The 18,284-nt window shown below is 45.2% G+C and carries 10 protein-coding genes; all 10 read left to right on the top strand.

Going from position 1 to position 18,284, the window contains the following annotated elements:
* Positions 1-24 precede the first annotated feature (24 nt).
* The 10 genes from bglX (at position 25) to FW774_RS12815 (ending at position 18,246) form a co-directional block, all read left to right on the top strand.
* Complete coding sequence (gene bglX / locus FW774_RS12770) at positions 25-2,310, top strand: beta-glucosidase BglX (protein ID WP_149348588.1); 2,286 nt, start codon at positions 25-27, stop codon at positions 2,308-2,310.
* A gap of 88 nt (positions 2,311-2,398) precedes the next feature.
* Positions 2,399-3,181 carry a prolyl oligopeptidase family serine peptidase gene (locus FW774_RS12775; protein ID WP_149348589.1) on the top strand — a complete coding sequence of 261 codons (783 nt, stop codon included), beginning with the start codon at positions 2,399-2,401 and terminating at the stop codon, positions 3,179-3,181.
* A 304-nt stretch (positions 3,182-3,485) separates the two neighbouring features.
* The gene (locus tag FW774_RS12780) at positions 3,486-4,745 is read left to right on the top strand and encodes a FecR family protein (RefSeq protein WP_149348590.1); all 1,260 of its coding nucleotides are present in this window, start codon (positions 3,486-3,488) and stop codon (positions 4,743-4,745) included.
* A gap of 196 nt (positions 4,746-4,941) precedes the next feature.
* A complete protein-coding gene (locus tag FW774_RS12785) occupies positions 4,942-8,406 on the top strand; it encodes a SusC/RagA family TonB-linked outer membrane protein (protein ID WP_242457819.1) in 3,465 nt (1,154 codons plus the stop codon).
* Positions 8,407-8,506: 100 nt separating this feature from the next.
* Complete coding sequence (locus FW774_RS12790) at positions 8,507-10,066, top strand: SusD/RagB family nutrient-binding outer membrane lipoprotein (protein WP_149348592.1); 1,560 nt, start codon at positions 8,507-8,509, stop codon at positions 10,064-10,066.
* 33 nt (positions 10,067-10,099) lie between these two features.
* On the top strand, positions 10,100-11,662 hold the full coding sequence (locus tag FW774_RS12795; protein ID WP_149348593.1) for a DUF5689 domain-containing protein: 1,563 nt from the start codon (positions 10,100-10,102) through the stop codon (positions 11,660-11,662).
* A 124-nt stretch (positions 11,663-11,786) separates the two neighbouring features.
* Positions 11,787-12,581, top strand: coding sequence for an endonuclease/exonuclease/phosphatase family protein (locus FW774_RS12800; protein WP_149348594.1), 795 nt, complete (start codon positions 11,787-11,789; stop codon positions 12,579-12,581).
* Between the two features lie 101 nt (positions 12,582-12,682).
* Entirely contained in the window at positions 12,683-13,498 is an 816-nt protein-coding gene (locus FW774_RS12805) for an endonuclease/exonuclease/phosphatase family protein (RefSeq protein ID WP_187774892.1), read from the top strand.
* 229 nt (positions 13,499-13,727) lie between these two features.
* Entirely contained in the window at positions 13,728-15,917 is a 2,190-nt protein-coding gene (locus tag FW774_RS12810) for an alpha-N-acetylglucosaminidase (RefSeq protein ID WP_149348596.1), read from the top strand.
* A gap of 97 nt (positions 15,918-16,014) precedes the next feature.
* A complete protein-coding gene (locus FW774_RS12815) occupies positions 16,015-18,246 on the top strand; it encodes an alpha-N-acetylglucosaminidase (protein ID WP_149348597.1) in 2,232 nt (743 codons plus the stop codon).
* Positions 18,247-18,284 lie beyond the last annotated feature (38 nt).

Here is an 18,284-nt window from a genome sequence, read left to right on the forward strand (position 1 = left end):
CTCGCAGCCTGTAACATTAAAAACATGAAATATACATCCATCCTGACCTGTTTGCTGGGTTGTGTTAGCCTGGGTTATGCGCAAAATAAAATGCCGCAGGCAGAAGAAAAGAAGATGCAGGTATTCATCAGCAACCTGATGGGTAAAATGACCGTCGACGAAAAGATCGGGCAGCTTAACCTGCCATCCGTAGGTTTTGATGTAACCGGCCCGATACTGAGCCAGGGCGTTGATGAGAAAATTGAAAAAGGACTGGTTGGCGGAGTGTTCAATACCTATACTCCGCAGGCGGTACGTAAGTTACAGGACATTGCGGTTAAACAATCGCGGCTAAAAATTCCCTTGCTGTTTGGTTACGACGTAGTGCATGGGCATAAAACCATCTTTCCTATCCCGCTTGGGTTAAGCTGTACCTGGGATATGAGCCTGATCGAGAAAAGCGCCCGTATTGCAGCAAAAGAAGCCAGCGCCGACGGTCTGAGCTGGACATTCTCGCCCATGGTGGATATTACCCGTGATCCGCGTTGGGGACGTATGTCCGAAGGTTCGGGCGAAGACCCTTACCTGGGTTCGTTAATTGCCAAAGCTATGGTAAAAGGTTACCAGACCAATAGTCTGACCCGTAAAGATGCCATACTGGCCTGTGTGAAACATTTTGCTTTGTACGGTGCGGCTGAATCCGGTCGTGATTACAATACTACAGACATGAGCCTGAACCGGATGTACAACGAGTATCTGCCGCCTTACAGAGCCGCTGTTAACGCGGGAGTAGCCAGTGTGATGAGCTCGTTCAACGATATTAACGGTGTTCCGGCAACAGCCAATAAGTGGCTGCTTACCGATGTGCTTAGAAAACAATGGGGCTTTAGCGGTTTTGTGGTGAGCGATTATACCGGCATTAACGAGCTGGTTCCGCATGGACTGGGTAATTTACAGCAGGTAAGCGTACTGGCGCTTAAAGCTGGTGTGGATATGGATATGGTGGGCGAAGGTTTTCTGACCACATTAAAGCAGTCGCTTAACGAGAAGAAGATCAGCATAGCCGATATTGACCGGGCCTGTCGCCGGATATTGGAAGCCAAATATAAGCTGGGCTTGTTCAGTGATCCTTATAAATATATTAATGAGCAACGTGCCGCAACCGAAATTCTGACACCGCAAAATCGTGCGGATGCCCGGATGATCGCCGAACGTTCGCTGGTTTTGCTTAAAAACGATAAGCAGGTATTGCCGTTAAAAAAATCGGCCAGGATAGCGCTGATAGGGCCTTTGGCAGATAACCGCCGTGATATGATCGGTAACTGGAGTGCTGCCGGCGACTGGCAAAAAGCCGTAAGCATTCTGGAAGGCTTAAAAAATGTGGCTCCGCAACTGGATATTACTTATGCGAAGGGTGCAAACCTGGTTGATGATCCGCTGATCCTGAAACAGATCAACCATAACGGCGCTGATATTGTTCCCGACAAAAGATCACCGGAAGAATTGATCCGGGATGCTGTTTCAGCTACAAAGAAAGCCGATGTCGCGGTGGTTGTATTGGGAGAGAGTGCCCTGATGGGAGGCGAGGCTACCAGTCGCACCAGCCTCGATCTGTTACCCAACCAAAAAGAATTGCTCAAAGCCGTTACCGCTACCGGAAAACCGGTTGTATTGGTGCTCATGAACAGCCGGCCTTTAACGCTGGAATGGGAAGATGCCAACGTATCAGCCATTCTTGAAACCTGGTTTGCCGGAACTGAAGCCGGTAACGCCATAGCCAACGTACTTACCGGCAATTATAATCCCTCAGGTAAATTAACTGCCACGTTTCCACATAACGTGGGCCAAATTCCCATTTACTACAATCATAAAAATACCGGCCGGCCTTATTCCGGCGATCTTATGGATAAGTACAAATCACGGTATATCGATAGTCCGAATGAACCTTTATACCCGTTCGGTTATGGCTTAAGCTATACTACCTTTATATATTCGCCGGTAACGCTGAGTGCTGCAACACTTACCGGTACGCAAACCTTGCAGGCAAGCGTAACCGTTACCAATACCGGTAATTTTGATGGCGAAGAAGTGGTTCAGTTATACATTCGCGATATGGTAGGAAGCATTACCCGTCCGGTAAAGGAACTTAAAGGCTTTGAAAAGATCTTCCTGAAAAAAGGCGAAAGCAGGAAAGTAACGTTTAATATCAGTGTTAACGATTTAAAGTTTTATAATAATAGCTTGAACTATGTAGCCGAACCCGGCGATTTTAAGATATTTATCGGAACAAATAGCAGGGATGTGCAGGAAGCCTCGTTTACATTGAAATAAACTTGGTTTTAGATGTTGTTATCTTTTCACGAAGTTTCGCATAGATGTTACGTTAAGAAGCTAAAAAGCCCCTGCCTAATTAACAGTAATGCAACTAAAATCATTTTCTATTCTTTTATTCATTGCAGCCGGTTTGCTGAATGCGGTCAATGCCCAGAACCGGGATTTTTATGAGAAAAGCACATTCGTATCCGGTAAAGATACATTGCCTTACAGGATATTGTTTCCACGGCATTTTGACGCGAATCGCAAATATCCCTTACTGGTATTCTTGCATGGCCGCGGAGAAAGCGGTACCGATAATCAATCGCAGCTGGTACACGGAGCCGACCTGTTTCTCAGGGATTCGATACGAGCCAATTACCCGGCCATTATCGTATTTCCCCAATGTCCTAAAACCAGTTACTGGTCTAATGTGCATATCACTACCGATAGTGCCGGCAAGCGATATTTTGACTTCCGGAAAGGCGGACCGCCAACATCAGCCATGAAGCTGGTTTTAAAGCTTATGAAGCAATTACGGGATAAACCTTTCGTGGATAAGTCCCGCGTGTACGCCGGCGGCTTATCGATGGGCGGTATGGGAACATTTGAGCTATTGAGGCGGAAACCCTATTGGTTTGCATCTGCCTTTGCCATTTGCGGCGGCGATAACCCGGCGAACGTCCGCCGGTACCGGAAAGTTCCTTTATGGATATTTCATGGTGCAAAAGATGATATTGTGCCGCCGGCAGCTTCGCGGGCCGTGGTTGATCAACTGAAACAATACAGTGAGCCGGTTAAGTATACCGTTTACCCGAATGCCAATCATAACAGTTGGGATGCGGCTCTTGCCGAGCCGGATTTGCTGCATTGGTTATTTTCGCACTGATCATTTAGATGTAACGATAATATATCTTTAATTTCTTTAATTGGCTTTTAACCGGGCGTGAGCTCATCGGAGGTAATTCTTAATTATAATATCAGGAAGAACGCATGTGCCGTAGGCACAACCGCTTTGTAAGTGCGTGTAAACCTATATTTTGCCCTCAGGGGCAACCCATTGGTATTGCTTCTTAATAGTGCCATAGGTACGCACCTTATAGTGGCGTATCCGGGCAATTGCCAGGTGTTTCAAAAAAAATAATTTTCATTCCACCCTTTTTTCAGTTTAAGGTTTCTTAATAGTATTACGCATGGATAAGAATAAAGAAGCGCTTGAAAAAGCAGGATTAATACTAAAGCGGTTACAAAACGAGCCGTTATCGCCTCAGGAAGAAGCGGCATTGGATGCGTGGCTTGCAGAAAATCCGCAGCATGCGGAGTTATTTGATACACTCCAGGACAAGAGGAAATTGCAGGATGAGCTACGCTTTTTTTCTGACGTAGATACCGGGGCGGCACTAACAAAATTAAAAAATACCATAAAACCGGCTTCAGCCCGCAGACTAAATCTTTTAAAATATGCTGCCACTGTTGCCTTATTTCTGGTTGCGGGATATGCTGCATTGATCGTCAAGCGCAAACAGCAGCAGCGCTTAGCAGCAAATACCTACCGGGATATTAAGCCGGGTGGAAACAGGGCTATGCTTACACTTTCTGATGGTTCTGTAATTACATTAGATCAGCAGGCAAACGGGTTAATAAAACAAGAGTATAACGCCCGTATTACCAAAAAAGATGGTCAGGTACTATACCAGCTCAATCCGGCAAAAAGTTCTGTATCCGTAAAGTATAACACCGTTACAACACCAACCGGAGGCGAATACCAGGTTGTTTTGCCCGATGGTACAAAGGTTTGGCTTAATGCGATGTCATCATTACGTTTCCCAACCTCATTCCCCGGTAAAGAACGTATAGTAGAGCTTACCGGCGAAGCCTATTTTGAGGTAGCTAAAAAGGTGGAAGGTGGTAAGGCCGAAGGTAAAAGAGTTCCCTTCATTGTAAAGGCTAATGGCCAGCAGGTAGAAGTATTAGGCACACACTTCAACATCAATGCTTATCCTGATGAGGAAGTTATAAAAACAACGCTGTTGGAAGGAAGTGTAAAAGTCTCAAATCTCAAGCCTCTCCAAAAGAATGCTATGGGACAAGTCTCAAATCTCAAATCTCAAATCTCAAATCTTGATGATGGGGTGAGGCTTAAACCCGGACAACAGTCAACCTATAACCCTGTATCGGGAAATATAGCCTTAAAAAATGTAGATACCGATGAGGCTGTGGCCTGGAAGAACGGGTATTTCCTGTTTAACGACGAAAATATTGAAAGCATTATGCGCAAAATTGCCCGTTGGTATGATGTTGATGTGCAATACAGCGAAGGCGTTAGCTCAAAGCTCACGTTTAACGGAAGCGTATCGCGTTTTGAAAAAGTTTCAGAAGTGCTCAAAATTATGGAGCTGACCGATGTGGTTCATTTTAAAATAGAAGGGAGGAAGATTATGGTAATGAAATAGAACCAGCCAGCATAACAGGAGCATAAAAAATAAACAAGGGAGCGCTGCCACGCTCCCCGGAAAAATTTGAGCCTGTTTACAGTATAAGCAATTCATAGCATTATAAACTTAACCCAAATTATTCAAATGTATGAAAATTTACACGCATTGTAAATGTGGTTTATGGAATGATAAACTAAACAAAACACTGCTGATTATGAAATTAACCTTTGTTTTTATGGTCGCAGTATTCTTACAGGCAAATGCCATAGGATATGCTCAGAAGCTTTCAATAACGGCAAAAAATGCCCCGCTTGAAAAAATATTCAAAGAAATAAAAAAACAGGGAGGCTACAGTTTCTTTTACAACATTCAAATGATTAAAGAAGCGCAGCCCGTTACCGTATCATTAAACAACGCCAGTATAGAAGAAGTGCTGGATAAATGTTTTACCGGTCAGCCGCTTACGTATGTAGTTTCAAACCGTACCGTAGTAGTTAAGCGAAATGATGAATTACAGAAGCGTGGTAAAAATCTTTTTCCTGTACCAGAGCGGTTGTTTATTGATATAAGAGGCAAGGTGGTCGATAAGCAGGGCCAGCCGCTTGCCGGGGCCAGCGTACGGGTAAAGGGCAGCAATAATGCCACCCAAACGGATGTGAACGGCATGTTTCGTCTATCGGGTGTGAGTGCTGGCGATGTACTGCAAATAACCTATATTGGTTTTAAAGCAAAAGAGGTCACGGTAGGTAACAGTACGAATATCAGTATCCCGCTTGAAGAAGATGTACAGGCCATCAGCGAAGTAGTAGTTACCGCTTTGGGTATTAAACGCGAAGAAAAAGCGCTGGGATATGCCATTACCAAAATAGACAGCACACAGCTTACCGATGCTGTTTCCGGGAACTGGATTGACGCCCTTTCCGGAAAAGTGGCCGGATTAAATATGATACGGTCGAATGGCGGTCCAACAGGCTCAAATAAGATCATCTTACGTGGACAAAATAATCTTGACGAACGGGAAAATGAGGCGCTGATTGTTGTTGACGGAGTTGTTCTTAACAGTAGTAGCGGACGCCGTACTGCCACCGGCGGCGGTGATGCCGGTTTAGCCGATGCTACGGGTGTTATGCCAACCGATTTTGGCAGCAGCATAAACGATATCAATCCTGAAGATATAGAAAGTGTTACCGTGTTAAAAGGGCCCGGAGCCGCAGCCTTGTATGGACAGCGTGGTGCTAACGGTGCGGTAATTATAACCACCAAATCAGGCGGTGCTAAGAAGAAAGGTGTCAAGATCACGGTAACCTCAAACGGCTCGCTTGAAAGCGTGAACCGCTGGCCCGATATGCAATACGAGTATGGAGGAGGATTAAACGGGGAAGAAACCTATACCTATAACACAACCCTCGGCTCTAACACCAGTGCAGCCTATGGGCCTCGTTTTAACGGACAGTCTTTTTATCAGTACGATCCGGTTACCGGAACAAAGGGTACCGAGCCAACACCCTGGGTTCCTTATACCAACTCATTCCGTGATTTTTTTAACACCGGTAAAACATTAACCAACTCCATCAGCCTTAACGGCGGTTTTAAAACCACCAGCTACCGCTTGTCGGCAACACATGCCGATAATTCGTGGATCATTCCCAATACCGGATATGATCGTACCAATTTTTCATTATCAACCAATACCAAGATCACCAAAAAACTTAGCCTGGCAATTAAGGCCAATTACACCAATAAGCATAGCGATAACCTGCCAGCTATGGGATATGGCAACCAGTCGGTAATGTATGCGTTCATTTATCAGTTACCCAATGCCGATGTTAACTGGTATCGCAATTACTGGGTGCCTGGTCAGGAATACATGGCGTTAAAAGATATCTTTACAACGGCTCCCGAAAATCCTTATGCCATATCGTATGAGTTTATAAATGGTACGAACCGTAACGGACTTACCGGGAACGCCCAGGTAAACTACAGCTTTACAAAAGCATTAAGCCTGCAACTTAGAGCTTCGTTAGATTACGCGAAAGATAACCGCTGGCAACAACGTCCCTGGACGGCAAGTAATCTTCCTACCGGAGCTTATCGTACGCAGGATATCAGGGCCAAGGAATATACAGGAGATTTTTTGCTGAAGTATGATAAAAAGCTGAGCAAGGATTTCCAGCTCACGGCTTCTGTTGGCGGCAGCATGCTGAAAAACCGCTATAATAAGCAGGAACTCCAGGCCAATGGCTTAACCATACCCAACATCTATAGCTTTGATAATGCTACCAACGCTTTGATATCTATCCCAGACACCAGCCGGTTTAGCATTAACAGTCTTTATGGGTTATTTTCAGGAAGCTATAAAAATTACCTCTACCTGGATATTACCGGCCGGCAAGACTGGAGCAGTGTATTGGCAACACCGTACCGTACCGATAATGTTGGGTTTTTCTATCCCTCGGCAAGTTTGAGCTTTATCGCGTCAGAGTATTTTAAGCTGCCTAAAGCGGTTGATCTGGCAAAGCTCAGGTTCTCGGCTTCGCAGGTAGGTAGCGGCGGCACTACGCCGTATCGTACCGCTTACCTGTATCAGCTGGCTGCAAAAAATACAACGCCATATCCGGACGGTTCGTTACAAAATCCGACAATTATCCCCAATCCCGACCTTAAACCGTTAAAAACAACAACATACGAGGTAGGAGCAGACCTGCGATTTTTCAAAAACCGCTTAGGTGCTGATGTGGCCTGGTACACCGGCAATACCAAGAACCAGATACTGGAGCGTATTGTCGATCGTTCATCGGGCTATACCCGGCAAATCATCAACGCGGGGCAGATTGATAACAAGGGTTTTGAGGTTGCTCTTAACGGAACCCCGGTGAGCACCAAAAACTTTAAGTGGACCATGTTTATGACCTTCTCCACCAATAAAAATAAGATCGTTGCCCTGTCTAACGACAAAGATACCACGGTAGTATTGCGTACAGGTGCAGGCGGAACCACCATTGTGGCCAAGGTTGGCGGCAGCATGGGAGATATGTATGGTATAGGTTACCAGCGGTCTCCCGATGGGCAGGTGATCTACGATGCTGCTACAGGTTTTCCCCTGCTTACCACCACACAGGTGTACCTCGGCAATACCATACCAAAATATAAGGGAAGCATTGGCAGTGAATTTAAGTACAAGCAATTCAGGCTCAATGTATTGTTTGATGGTCAGTACGGCGCTGTAGGGCACTCCTATACCCATGCCCGCCTGGCCGATCTGGGAAAACTTTCCGCTACCCTGCCGGGAAGGTATAGCGGCATTACCGGTAACGGCGTGGTACAAAACCCGGATGGTTCGTTTAGCCCCAATACTACCATGGCCATGGATATCAGGAATTTCTATGTTAACATGATGGGTATTGCAAACGGAGAGGGAGCTACCTATAAAACCGATTTTATTAAATTCAGAGAAGCCAGCCTGAGCTATACATTCAAGCCAAAATGGCTTTATGATACCGGCCTGTCTTCTTTAACCCTGGGCGTATATGGCCGTAACCTCTTTATCTGGTCTAAGTGGCCAATGTTCGATCCGGAATTTGGTACGCTTAACGGTACTGATATTGTACAAGGCATGGAAGTTGGCCAGCTCCCATCAACCCGTACCTATGGTTTTAACTTAGTAATAGGCGTTAATTAAGCAAAAGCATGAAGCCGGCATGATTAAAACAAACACAGGACAGTGTTGATTTTAAACATTAACGGTTCCATCTGACCATTAAAAATTAAACAATAACCAGATGAAAAAGATTTTAACGACTGTGCTGATACTATCCGTTGTGTTCAGCTTTACAGCGTGCGATAAAGGATTTGAGAAGGAGAATACCGATCCGATCGGTATCATCAGTTCGCCTCCGGAAAAATTGTTGGCACCGGCATTGGTAAACCTGCTGAAAACGAACCTTGTTCGTAACCGTACATTTAGCAATGAGTTGATGCAGGTTACCGTTACCATGAGCGATGATGAAAATGCGGTGTTCCGGTATGATTTCAGGCCCAGCTATGCCGATTATACCTGGAATGGCTGGTATTCTGAGCTTACCAATATCAAGGATATATATGATATTGCGTCTACACCCGAGCATCAGAATGATTCTTATAAAGGTATTTCCCGGATATTAGAATCGTGGGTATTTTCCTTACTGACCGATTCTTATGGCGATGTACCCTTCACGGAGGCCAACCAGGGCAAAACCGGTTTAGTAGAACCTGTTTTTGATAGTCAGAAAGATATTTACAAAGCTTTATTCAGCAAGCTGGAAGAAGCCAATACCTTATTATCCGGAAGTACCGCGGCAGTAGTACCGTCAAGCGACCCGGTTTATCATGGCGATATCAGTTTATGGCGGAAATTTGGTAACAGCTTGTATCTCAGGCTGCTTTTACGGGTGTCTGCAAAAGCAGAGGTTTCATCAGAAGTAATAGCCAAAATAAAGGAGATCATACAGGATAATCCTTCAAAATACCCGGTGTTCACTTCCAATAATGAGTCCGCCGTTCTTAAATGGACAGGAGGAACGAATGTCCAGGATCCCTTTACCAATCCCTATGTGATGCAGTACAAGGAAGCGGATTTTCCCCTGGTAGCATTAGCTTACTTCTTCATGCAGAAGCTAAATGAGTGGCATGACCCGAGGATAGACCTGACAAACCAATACGGGCATAATTCCCGCAACAGGTTAGGCATTGCCCCGGGAGGAAATGGCCTGGTAGGTATAGAAAGCGGATACGTGCCCGGAACAGTAGATATGCGGCAATCCTATTTCTATTCCAGCAGCAATTCTGAATTTTCTTTGCAGACAAGCCCTTTGACCGGTATTCTCATGACCTGTGCCGAAGTAGAATTTATAAAGGCCGAAGCTATAGCGAAAGGCTGGGTTAGCGGTTCGGCGTCAGAACATTATTATAAAGGTATTGCCAATGCCATCAATTACTGGGTTCCCAATTTTAGCACCAACATAACAGGTGCGGAGTTTACCAGCTATATTTCCAATGCGGGTCTTGAGTGGAATGATGCCTTGCCGTTAGATGCAACCACCGGGGATAGTAAAATGGAGCGTATCCTGCTGCCAAAGTATTTTTGCCTGTTTATTACAGATTTTCAGCAATGGTTTGAGTACCGCCGTACCGGACACCCCATTTTACCAAAGGGCGCCGGCTTGCAAAATGGCGGTAAAATGCCCGCCCGCTTAAATTACCCTACTTATTTACAGTCGGCTAACCCCACAAATTACAGTAAAGCGGCAGCTAATATGGGCGGCGATAATATCAATAGCCTGGTTTGGTGGCAAAAACCTTAATGAATTAAATAGTCATTTTAAAATATTAACACAATGAAAAGGTTAATACTAAATACCATATCGCTGATAGCCGTTATCATCATTTTTGGCGGATGCGATAAAACAGGGAATTTTCCCGGAGCGGAAGTTAACCCCAATATTGCCATATACGATTTGAGAAGTTTCTATAAAGGCACTGATTATCCTTTAACAAAGAAATCCATGCTGGGGTCTGTAGGCATTACAGGAGTTGTAGTTTCTGACCATAGCGGCAAAAATTTACCGGCCGGTTTATTGATGGTACAGAATAAGGTGCGTTTAAATGCGCTTCGGGGTATTGCCATTAATATTGGTGCTGCTGCCGGACAGTTCGTGCCCGGAGATTCTGTCATAGTACATCTGGAAGGCGGAGTGTTGACACGTATTGACGGATTATTGCAGGTAACCGGCTTAGATGCTTCGGCAGTTACCAGGGTGGCATCGGGCGTAAATATACCGGTTAACCGGGTGCCCAGCAGCTACATCCTGGCAGAACCCGATAAATACGAGAGCACCGAGCTGGTTATTGTAAAAGCCGGGTTTGACCCGCTGCCTCAGCCAACAGATACCTACAGTGGCGATAAAATGGTTAACGATGGTTTTGCCTCCCTTACCGTGCATACGGAGCCTGGGGCTACCTTTGCCAATAATTCATTACCCGGTATGGCCAACTTTTTTGGCGTGATAGCGTATAGTAAAGACGGCAATGGCAAGTATGTGCCCCATTTGCGCATTCGCAGACCTGAAGATATCACCGTATTAAGCTCTACCATCACACAGGCGGCAATTGTTATTTCCGGTTATATCGGCGATGTGAAAGGCACCGACCTGGATGGAGAATATATGCAGTTTCTGGCCACTAAGGATATCGATTTTTCAGTAACGCCTTATTCCGTAGTAACACATAATACAAGCAGCGGTTACTCACCAACCGGGGTTCCGGTTAATGGCTGGGCAACAGGTGGCAAACGGGATTATAAATTTGACCTTAAGAGTGGTACGGTTAAAAAGGGTGAATACTTCTACGTGGGTAACTCCGCGAAGCTGATCAATGGGGTGGGTTCTACATCCATAGCGCAGGGCAAGTGGATCGTATCAAGGAAAACTAACACAACTGCCGGAGATGGTATCGGAGATGCAAGCTCAGACTTATTCCTTAACGCCACCAGTGCGTTTACCGATGGTATAGCCGTATTTGAAGGAACCACGGTTACTAAAAACTCGGTGCCCATAGATGTTATTATAACAGGTTATAACGGGGCCATCCTGAATGTTGCACAAGGAGCAGGTTTACGCATAGCCAATACCGATTGGTACGATATTGTAAACCCGGTTACATTAGAGGAACAGCCGTTCTATAAACAGGGGTCTAACACGCTTTATATAACCCGTAAGGGCGAAGGTTATTTTTATAAGCTGGGAGGTCAGTATAATACCCGTTTGGGCCGTTGGGTGCAAGCCAGGTTTGACAGGGCGCTGCTTTTGAGCACAACGTCTACATTAGATGAGCTTGAAAAAGAATACCCGGTAGCCAATGGCTCTACAGACGGATGGTTCCCCACTAAGCTTGTAGAATAATCTGTAAGATTATCTTAATAAGGTACGGTTCCGGTAAAAGGAATCGTACCTTTTATAAATGCCCCATCAAAGGTGCGCAGGCTTATGTTTGCCTTTTTTTGACTTTTAACTTTTGAATTATTTTATGTTCAGAACGATTTTTTTAATTGCTTTATTCCTTCAGCTATCCTTTCAAAAGGACATGTTCGGCCAGAATGCTGACTCCCCGCAAAAGGTAGTGCGCATCATGAGCTATAATACCCATCACGCCAATCCGCCATCAAAGCCCGATTTTATAGATATCGATGCCATTGCACGTGTAATTAATGAAGCCAGGGCAGATATAGTCGCTTTGCAGGAAATTGATAAGAACACAAAGCGTAGCGGCAATATCGATGAAGCCAGACTAATTGCAGAAAAAACAGGAATGCATTATCATTTCTTCAAAGCCATTGATTACGATGGCGGAGATTATGGGATTGCTATCCTGAGCCGTTATCCCTTAAAAAAGGTAAAATTATTGCCCTTGCCTCAGCAAATAAAAACCGAAGGCAGGGTGCTTAGTTATGCCACAGTTAAAGTTGGCAGGCAAAAAATCATATTTGCCAATACGCACCTGGATGCTTTGCGGACTGATGAGAACCGTAATGTGCAAATGCAGTTTATACTGAAACAGTTTGAAAATTCCAGCCTGCCAGTAATATTATGCGGTGATCTGAACAGTGTAGCAGGGTCTGAGGCAATCAATATGCTGGATAAGCAATTTAAGCGTACCTGCATAGACAATTGTCCCGGTACAGTACCACAAACCAAGCCCCGTCGTACCATAGATTTTATTGCAACCAAAGGGCTGAGCTGGCCATTATCAGAATATAAAGTGATCGAAGAAACCTATGCATCAGACCACCGGCCAATAATGGCAACATTCAACCTGGAATAAAATAAAATATATAGTATATCAACAGAAATTACTTTTTAACGGCTTAAATGCGGAAGTTCATTCCTTCGGGCTATATTTATAGCTCATTAAAACATAAACAGATGAAAATCATTTGCTCCTACTGTATAGCAGCTTTATTATTACTCGCTTCCTGTTCGCATAAAGTTATCACGGCAGGTAAAACAGGCAGCACTGCTGCCAATGCTGACCAGCTCAAAGTGCTTACATACAATATCCATCATGCCAATCCGCCGTCAAAGCCCGGTTTTATTGACCTGGATGCGGTGGCACAGGTTATTAAAAATGCAGATGCTGATCTGATCGCATTGCAGGAAGTCGATAAATTCACCAAACGTTCGGAAGGGGTAGACGAGGCAAAAGTCATTGCCGAAAAAACCGGGCTTAACTATCAGTTCTTTAAAGCCATTGACTACGATGGTGGCGAATATGGACTGGCGATATTAAGCAAACAACCGTTAGAAGATACAAAACAAATAGCGCTTCCAAAAGCACAGGAAAAAGCTGAAAACCGTATTCTGGCTTACGCCGATATTAGCCTGCCGGGAAATAAGAAAATCACATTTGCCTGCACCCATCTGGATGTACAAAGCGATGCCAGCCGGGTGATGCAGGTAAAAACCATTTTGAACGAATTTAAAGAAGCAAAACACCCGGTAATCCTCTGCGGCGATTTGAATAGCGTAGCCAATACAGAGGCCATCCGTTTATTAGACGGGCAATTTAAACGTACCTGCATTGAGAATTGCCCCGGCACTATCCCGGCAACCAGACCTAATCGTACCATTGATTATATCGCCGTTAAAAATGCCGGTTGGGAGATTAGCGAATACCGTGTCGTTGAGGAAACGTATGCTTCAGATCACCGGCCTGTATTAACGATTTTTAAAACCAAGTGATGTTTGCCGGGAAATTGAAAAAATTACTGAAAAATAGTCTATGTTTTGCCGGTATCCGGCTTTAGTATTGAACTGATGTTAAGTCAAAAGTGAAAATAGTCAACAGATTTAAATCAACAACATAAGAATGTATTGTGTGCCAGTTTATAATGGACTTGACACTAATTACAGATTGACTTTCAACTTTTTACTTAATATACAGGTATACAGATAATTTTAAATTTAAGAAATGAGAATAAGACTGCTCACATTTTTGCTTATACTAGGCTTTATCCGGGTTAATGCGGAAAGCAGGTTTGAGTTAACCTATACGGCTGATGATCAGCGTATCACCGAACCCGCCCGTGGCGTTATAAAACGGTTAATAGGCCCACGGGCCGATGATATTAAGCTGGCCGTCATACCTTCTGCCAGCGGCTATGATACCTTTGAGATAGAGGCCGCAAGCAACACACTTACCATAAAAGGAAACAGCCCCGTTGCCATTTGCTCCGGATTTTATACTTACCTGAAAAAAGGCTGCAACGGGATGGTAAGCTGGAGCGGTAACCATATCCCGGACTTGTCCGTATGGCCCGATTATAAAAAAGAGCGGGTAACCTCACCCTACCAATATCGTTACTTTTTAAATGTAGTAACATACGGCTATACCATGCCGTATTGGACATGGGAACGCTGGCAGAAAGAAATTGACTGGATGGCGTTGCATGGCATCAATATGCCGTTGGCCTTAGTGGCGCATGAAGCGATAGCCTTACGCGTATGGCAAAAATTAGGATTGAAAAAAGACGATGTGAACCGGTTCTTTACCGGCCCCGCCTATTTGCCCTGGCACCGGATGGGAAATATAAACAGCTGGTCGGGGCCGTTAACCGATGCCTGGCATAACGATCAGCTCAAGCTGGAGCATCAGATCCTGAACCGGATGAAAGAGCTTGATTTTTCGCCCATTGTTCCCGCTTTTGCGGGATTTGTACCTTTGGAGTTCAGGGAAAAATATCCCGATGTAAAATTGAGTGAGCTTAGCTGGGGCGGATTCCCGAAAGAAAATCATGCCTTTGTGCTTTCGCCCGATTCGCCCTGGTTTAAAAAGATCGGTCAGTTGTTTATCCAGGAGTGGGAGAAAGAGTTTGGTAAATGCAAATTCTACCTGTCGGATACCTTTAACGAAATGGATGTGCCCGTTCCGGCAAATAACCCGGCAAAGAAATACGAAATACTGGCCGGTTATGGCAAATCTGTTTACGAATCCATCAAAGCCGGTAACCCGGATGCCGTCTGGGTAACCCAGGGCTGGACGTTTGGCTGGATGCATAAATTCTGGGATAAACCTTCGCTCAAGGCGATGCTGGGCGCTATCCCGAACGATAAAATGATGATCATCGATTTAGCCTGCGAGTACCCCGATTACGTATGGCACATTAACCCGGTGTGGCAAACTCACGAAGGCTTTTACGGTAAAGACTGGGTATACAGTTTTGTACCCAATTTCGGCGGCAAAACAGCGCTTACCGGTGTGCTGAAATTCTATGCCGAAAATCCCGCGAAAGCGCTGGCATCGCCGTACAGGAAAACCCTGAAAGGATTTGGTTCTGCGCCCGAAGGCATTGAAAATAACGAAGTGGTTTATGAGCTGCTGTCGGATCTCGGCTGGACAGATAAAGCGATTGATATCGATAGCTGGATAAACAATTACGCGTTATGCCGTTACGGAAACGTTCCTGCTAATATGAAAACCTCGTGGACAGAGTTGTTACAATCCTGTTATAACACCTTTGGCTCATATCCCCGTTTTGTATGGCAAACCATGGCCGAAGATACCCGCCGGAAAGGTAAGATCAACGACGACCCTAAGTTCCTGGATGCAGTGAAGCAGTTTTTAAGCTGTGCAGATTCGTTAAAGAATAACGCCCTGTATCGAAATGACGCCATTCAGTTATCCGCCATGTTTTTAGGTATCAAAGCCGATGAATTTTACCGTGTTGCCTTAATGGCCGATAAGAACAATGATGAGGTGCTTAAAAAAGCGAGCTTTGAAAAATCGGTTTACTTATTACAGCAGGTAGATCGGTTGCTGGCCTCGCATCCGTTGGACAGGTTAGAACCCTGGGTAACTTATGCCCGGGCCCACGGCCAAAACACCGCACAAAAAAATACTTATGAGGTCGATGCCAAACGTTTAATCACCATTTGGGGCGGACAGGTTGAAGATTACGCCGCCCGTGTATGGAGCGGACTGATCAGCGATTACTATATTCCGCGAATGCAGCACTATTTGTATGGCGACAGGGCAACGCTTAACCAGTGGAAAGAAAATTGGATAGAAAAACCATATACTAATAACGTAAAACCATTTGATGATCCGTTGCAGGAGGCGGCCCGGTTAGTGAACCAGTACGCATTACCCGTAGCGCAGTAAATGCTTAAATAAAATGAATTGCTTTGCTCGGCGGGATTTGCAATCCCGCCGGTGATAATCCCGGATTTATAATCCGTTAATTAATTCAATAAAAACCATGCAAAAATTACGATATATAGCGTTCATCACTTGCCTGCTCATCCATTTGCCGGGTGTTAAGGCACAAAATAATACGGTTAAACCCGATTTAACAGAAGCCGACAAGCTGATCCGGCGTATTTTAAAAGAAAGATCAGCTGCCTTTACTACGGCGTGGATCCCGCAGGAGAATGGAAAAGATGTGTTTGAGCTTGAAGCCAAAAACAATAAAATTGAGCTTCGCGGAAGCAATGCCCTTTCGGTGGCCAGCGCCCTGAATTATTATCTCAAATACATCGCCCATTGCGATATTACCTGGAACGGCACCAATCTAAACCTGCCAAATCCACTTCCGCTTCCCGCCGGTCTGGTGAGGAAAAGCACACCTTACCAATACCGGTATTACCTGAATTATTGCACCTTCAACTATACCATGAGCTGGTGGAACTGGGAGCGTTGGGAAAGGGAAATAGACTGGATGGCCCTGAATGGTATCAATATGCCGCTGGCATTAACCGGTCAGAATGCTATCTGGGATAAAGTGTACAAAAGCCTGGGCTTTACCGACGAAGATTTAAAAGGCTTTTTCAGCGGCCCTGCATATTTCAACTGGTTCTGGATGGGTAATTTAGACGGTTGGGGAGGCCCTTTACCGCAAAGCTGGATGAAAAGTCATCAGGAGCTGCAGAAAAAAATTCTCGAAAGAGAACGGGCCTTTGGTATGACGCCGGTGCTTCCGGCCTTTACCGGGCACGTGCCGCCATCGTTTAAAGATAAATTTCCACAGGTGAAGCTGAAGAAAACCAGCTGGGTAGGTTTTCCTGACGTATATATCCTCGATCCCAACGAGCCGATGTTTACAGAAATAGGCCGGAAATTTATTGAAGAAGAAACCAAAGTTTACGGAACCAACCATCTGTATTCAGCCGACACCTTCAACGAAAATACGCCGCCTGTCAACGATTCCATCTATCTGAATGATGTAAGTAAAAAAGTGTACCAGGCTATGGCCCTGGCCGACCCAAAAGCCACCTGGATCATGCAGGGATGGCTGTTTTACCACGGGGCGAAATTCTGGAAAGAAAAGCAGATAAAGGCCCTGCTGAATGCCGTTCCGAACGATAAAATGATTATCCTGGATTTATGGAGCGAACGCTATCCCGTATGGAGCCGTACCGAAGCCTATTACGGCAAACCCTGGATATGGTGCATGCTGCATAACTTTGGGCAAAATGTGAATATGTACGGTTTAATGGATCGGGTTGCACAGCATCCTGCAGAGGCATTGCACAACCCGGCCGCAGGAAAATTATCAGGCATAGGTCTTACCATGGAAGGTATAGAGCAGAACCCGGTAATGTACGAGCTGATGCTGGAAAATGTGTGGAACGATCAGCCGGTAAACCTGGACGAATGGCTGAAAGGATACGTGCACCGGAGGTATGGTCAACCCAATGAAAACGCCGATAAAGCCTGGAGCATACTTCGCAGAACCGCGTATGCCGATACCGTAACTTCCGGCGGCCCCGAATCTATAGTTACCGCACGTCCCACATTCAAAGCCAATCCCGGAGGAACCACCACCACTAAGCTGGCCTATGATCCTGCCGAACTGTTAACAGCCTGGCAAAACCTGGTAGCCGCTGCCCCGGAGCTGAAAAACAGTGACGGTTTCCAGTATGATTTGGTCGACCTTACCCGGCAGGTGCTGGCCAACTATGCCAGCGTGTTACAGCAGCAGTTTGCGGCAGATTATCAGAAAAAGAATACCCGCGATTTTAAAACCCACAGTCAGCAATTTTTAACCCTGATCAGCGATATGGATAAGCTGCTGGCTACCCGGAAAGATTTCCTGTTAGGTAACTGGCTGAATGCCGCAAAATCCTGGGGAACAAGCCCGGAAGAAACCGCATTGTATGAAAAAAACGCCCGTAATCTCATCACCTTATGGGGAGATAAAGACAGCCGCTTACACGAATACGCCTGTAAACAGTGGAGCGGAATGCTTAATGGTTTTTATAGACCCCGTTGGCAGCAGTTTTTTGTTATGGTTAACAAGGCCCTTGAACAGGGTAAAGAAGCCGATTTAAAGGCATTTGAAAAAGATATTAAAACCTGGGAATGGAATTGGGTGAATGGAAAGGAAACATACGCGACCGTTCCCAATGGTAATGCTGTAACTATAGCTACCGCGATGTATAAAAAGTACTATCCGGTAATTGAAAGAGCATATCAGGAGAGTAAGAAGTAATACAAACAGTGAAGTTATTTGAGCTTTTAGAATGTAGC

The sequence above is a fragment of the Pedobacter sp. BS3 genome, from assembly GCF_008274585.1.
Lineage (GTDB): Bacteria > Bacteroidota > Bacteroidia > Sphingobacteriales > Sphingobacteriaceae > Hufsiella_A.

What these genes read in the sequence shown, in the direction of transcription:
- bglX (WP_149348588.1), top strand. Translation starts at nt 25, where the DNA reads ATGAAATATACATCCATCCTGACCTGTTTGCTGGGTTGTGTTAGCCTG.
- FW774_RS12775 (WP_149348589.1), top strand. Translation starts at nt 2,399, where the DNA reads ATGCAACTAAAATCATTTTCTATTCTTTTATTCATTGCAGCCGGTTTG.
- FW774_RS12780 (WP_149348590.1), top strand. Translation starts at nt 3,486, where the DNA reads ATGGATAAGAATAAAGAAGCGCTTGAAAAAGCAGGATTAATACTAAAG.
- FW774_RS12785 (WP_242457819.1), top strand. Translation starts at nt 4,942, where the DNA reads ATGAAATTAACCTTTGTTTTTATGGTCGCAGTATTCTTACAGGCAAAT.
- FW774_RS12790 (WP_149348592.1), top strand. Translation starts at nt 8,507, where the DNA reads ATGAAAAAGATTTTAACGACTGTGCTGATACTATCCGTTGTGTTCAGC.
- FW774_RS12795 (WP_149348593.1), top strand. Translation starts at nt 10,100, where the DNA reads ATGAAAAGGTTAATACTAAATACCATATCGCTGATAGCCGTTATCATC.
- FW774_RS12800 (WP_149348594.1), top strand. Translation starts at nt 11,787, where the DNA reads ATGTTCAGAACGATTTTTTTAATTGCTTTATTCCTTCAGCTATCCTTT.
- FW774_RS12805 (WP_187774892.1), top strand. Translation starts at nt 12,683, where the DNA reads ATGAAAATCATTTGCTCCTACTGTATAGCAGCTTTATTATTACTCGCT.
- FW774_RS12810 (WP_149348596.1), top strand. Translation starts at nt 13,728, where the DNA reads ATGAGAATAAGACTGCTCACATTTTTGCTTATACTAGGCTTTATCCGG.
- FW774_RS12815 (WP_149348597.1), top strand. Translation starts at nt 16,015, where the DNA reads ATGCAAAAATTACGATATATAGCGTTCATCACTTGCCTGCTCATCCAT.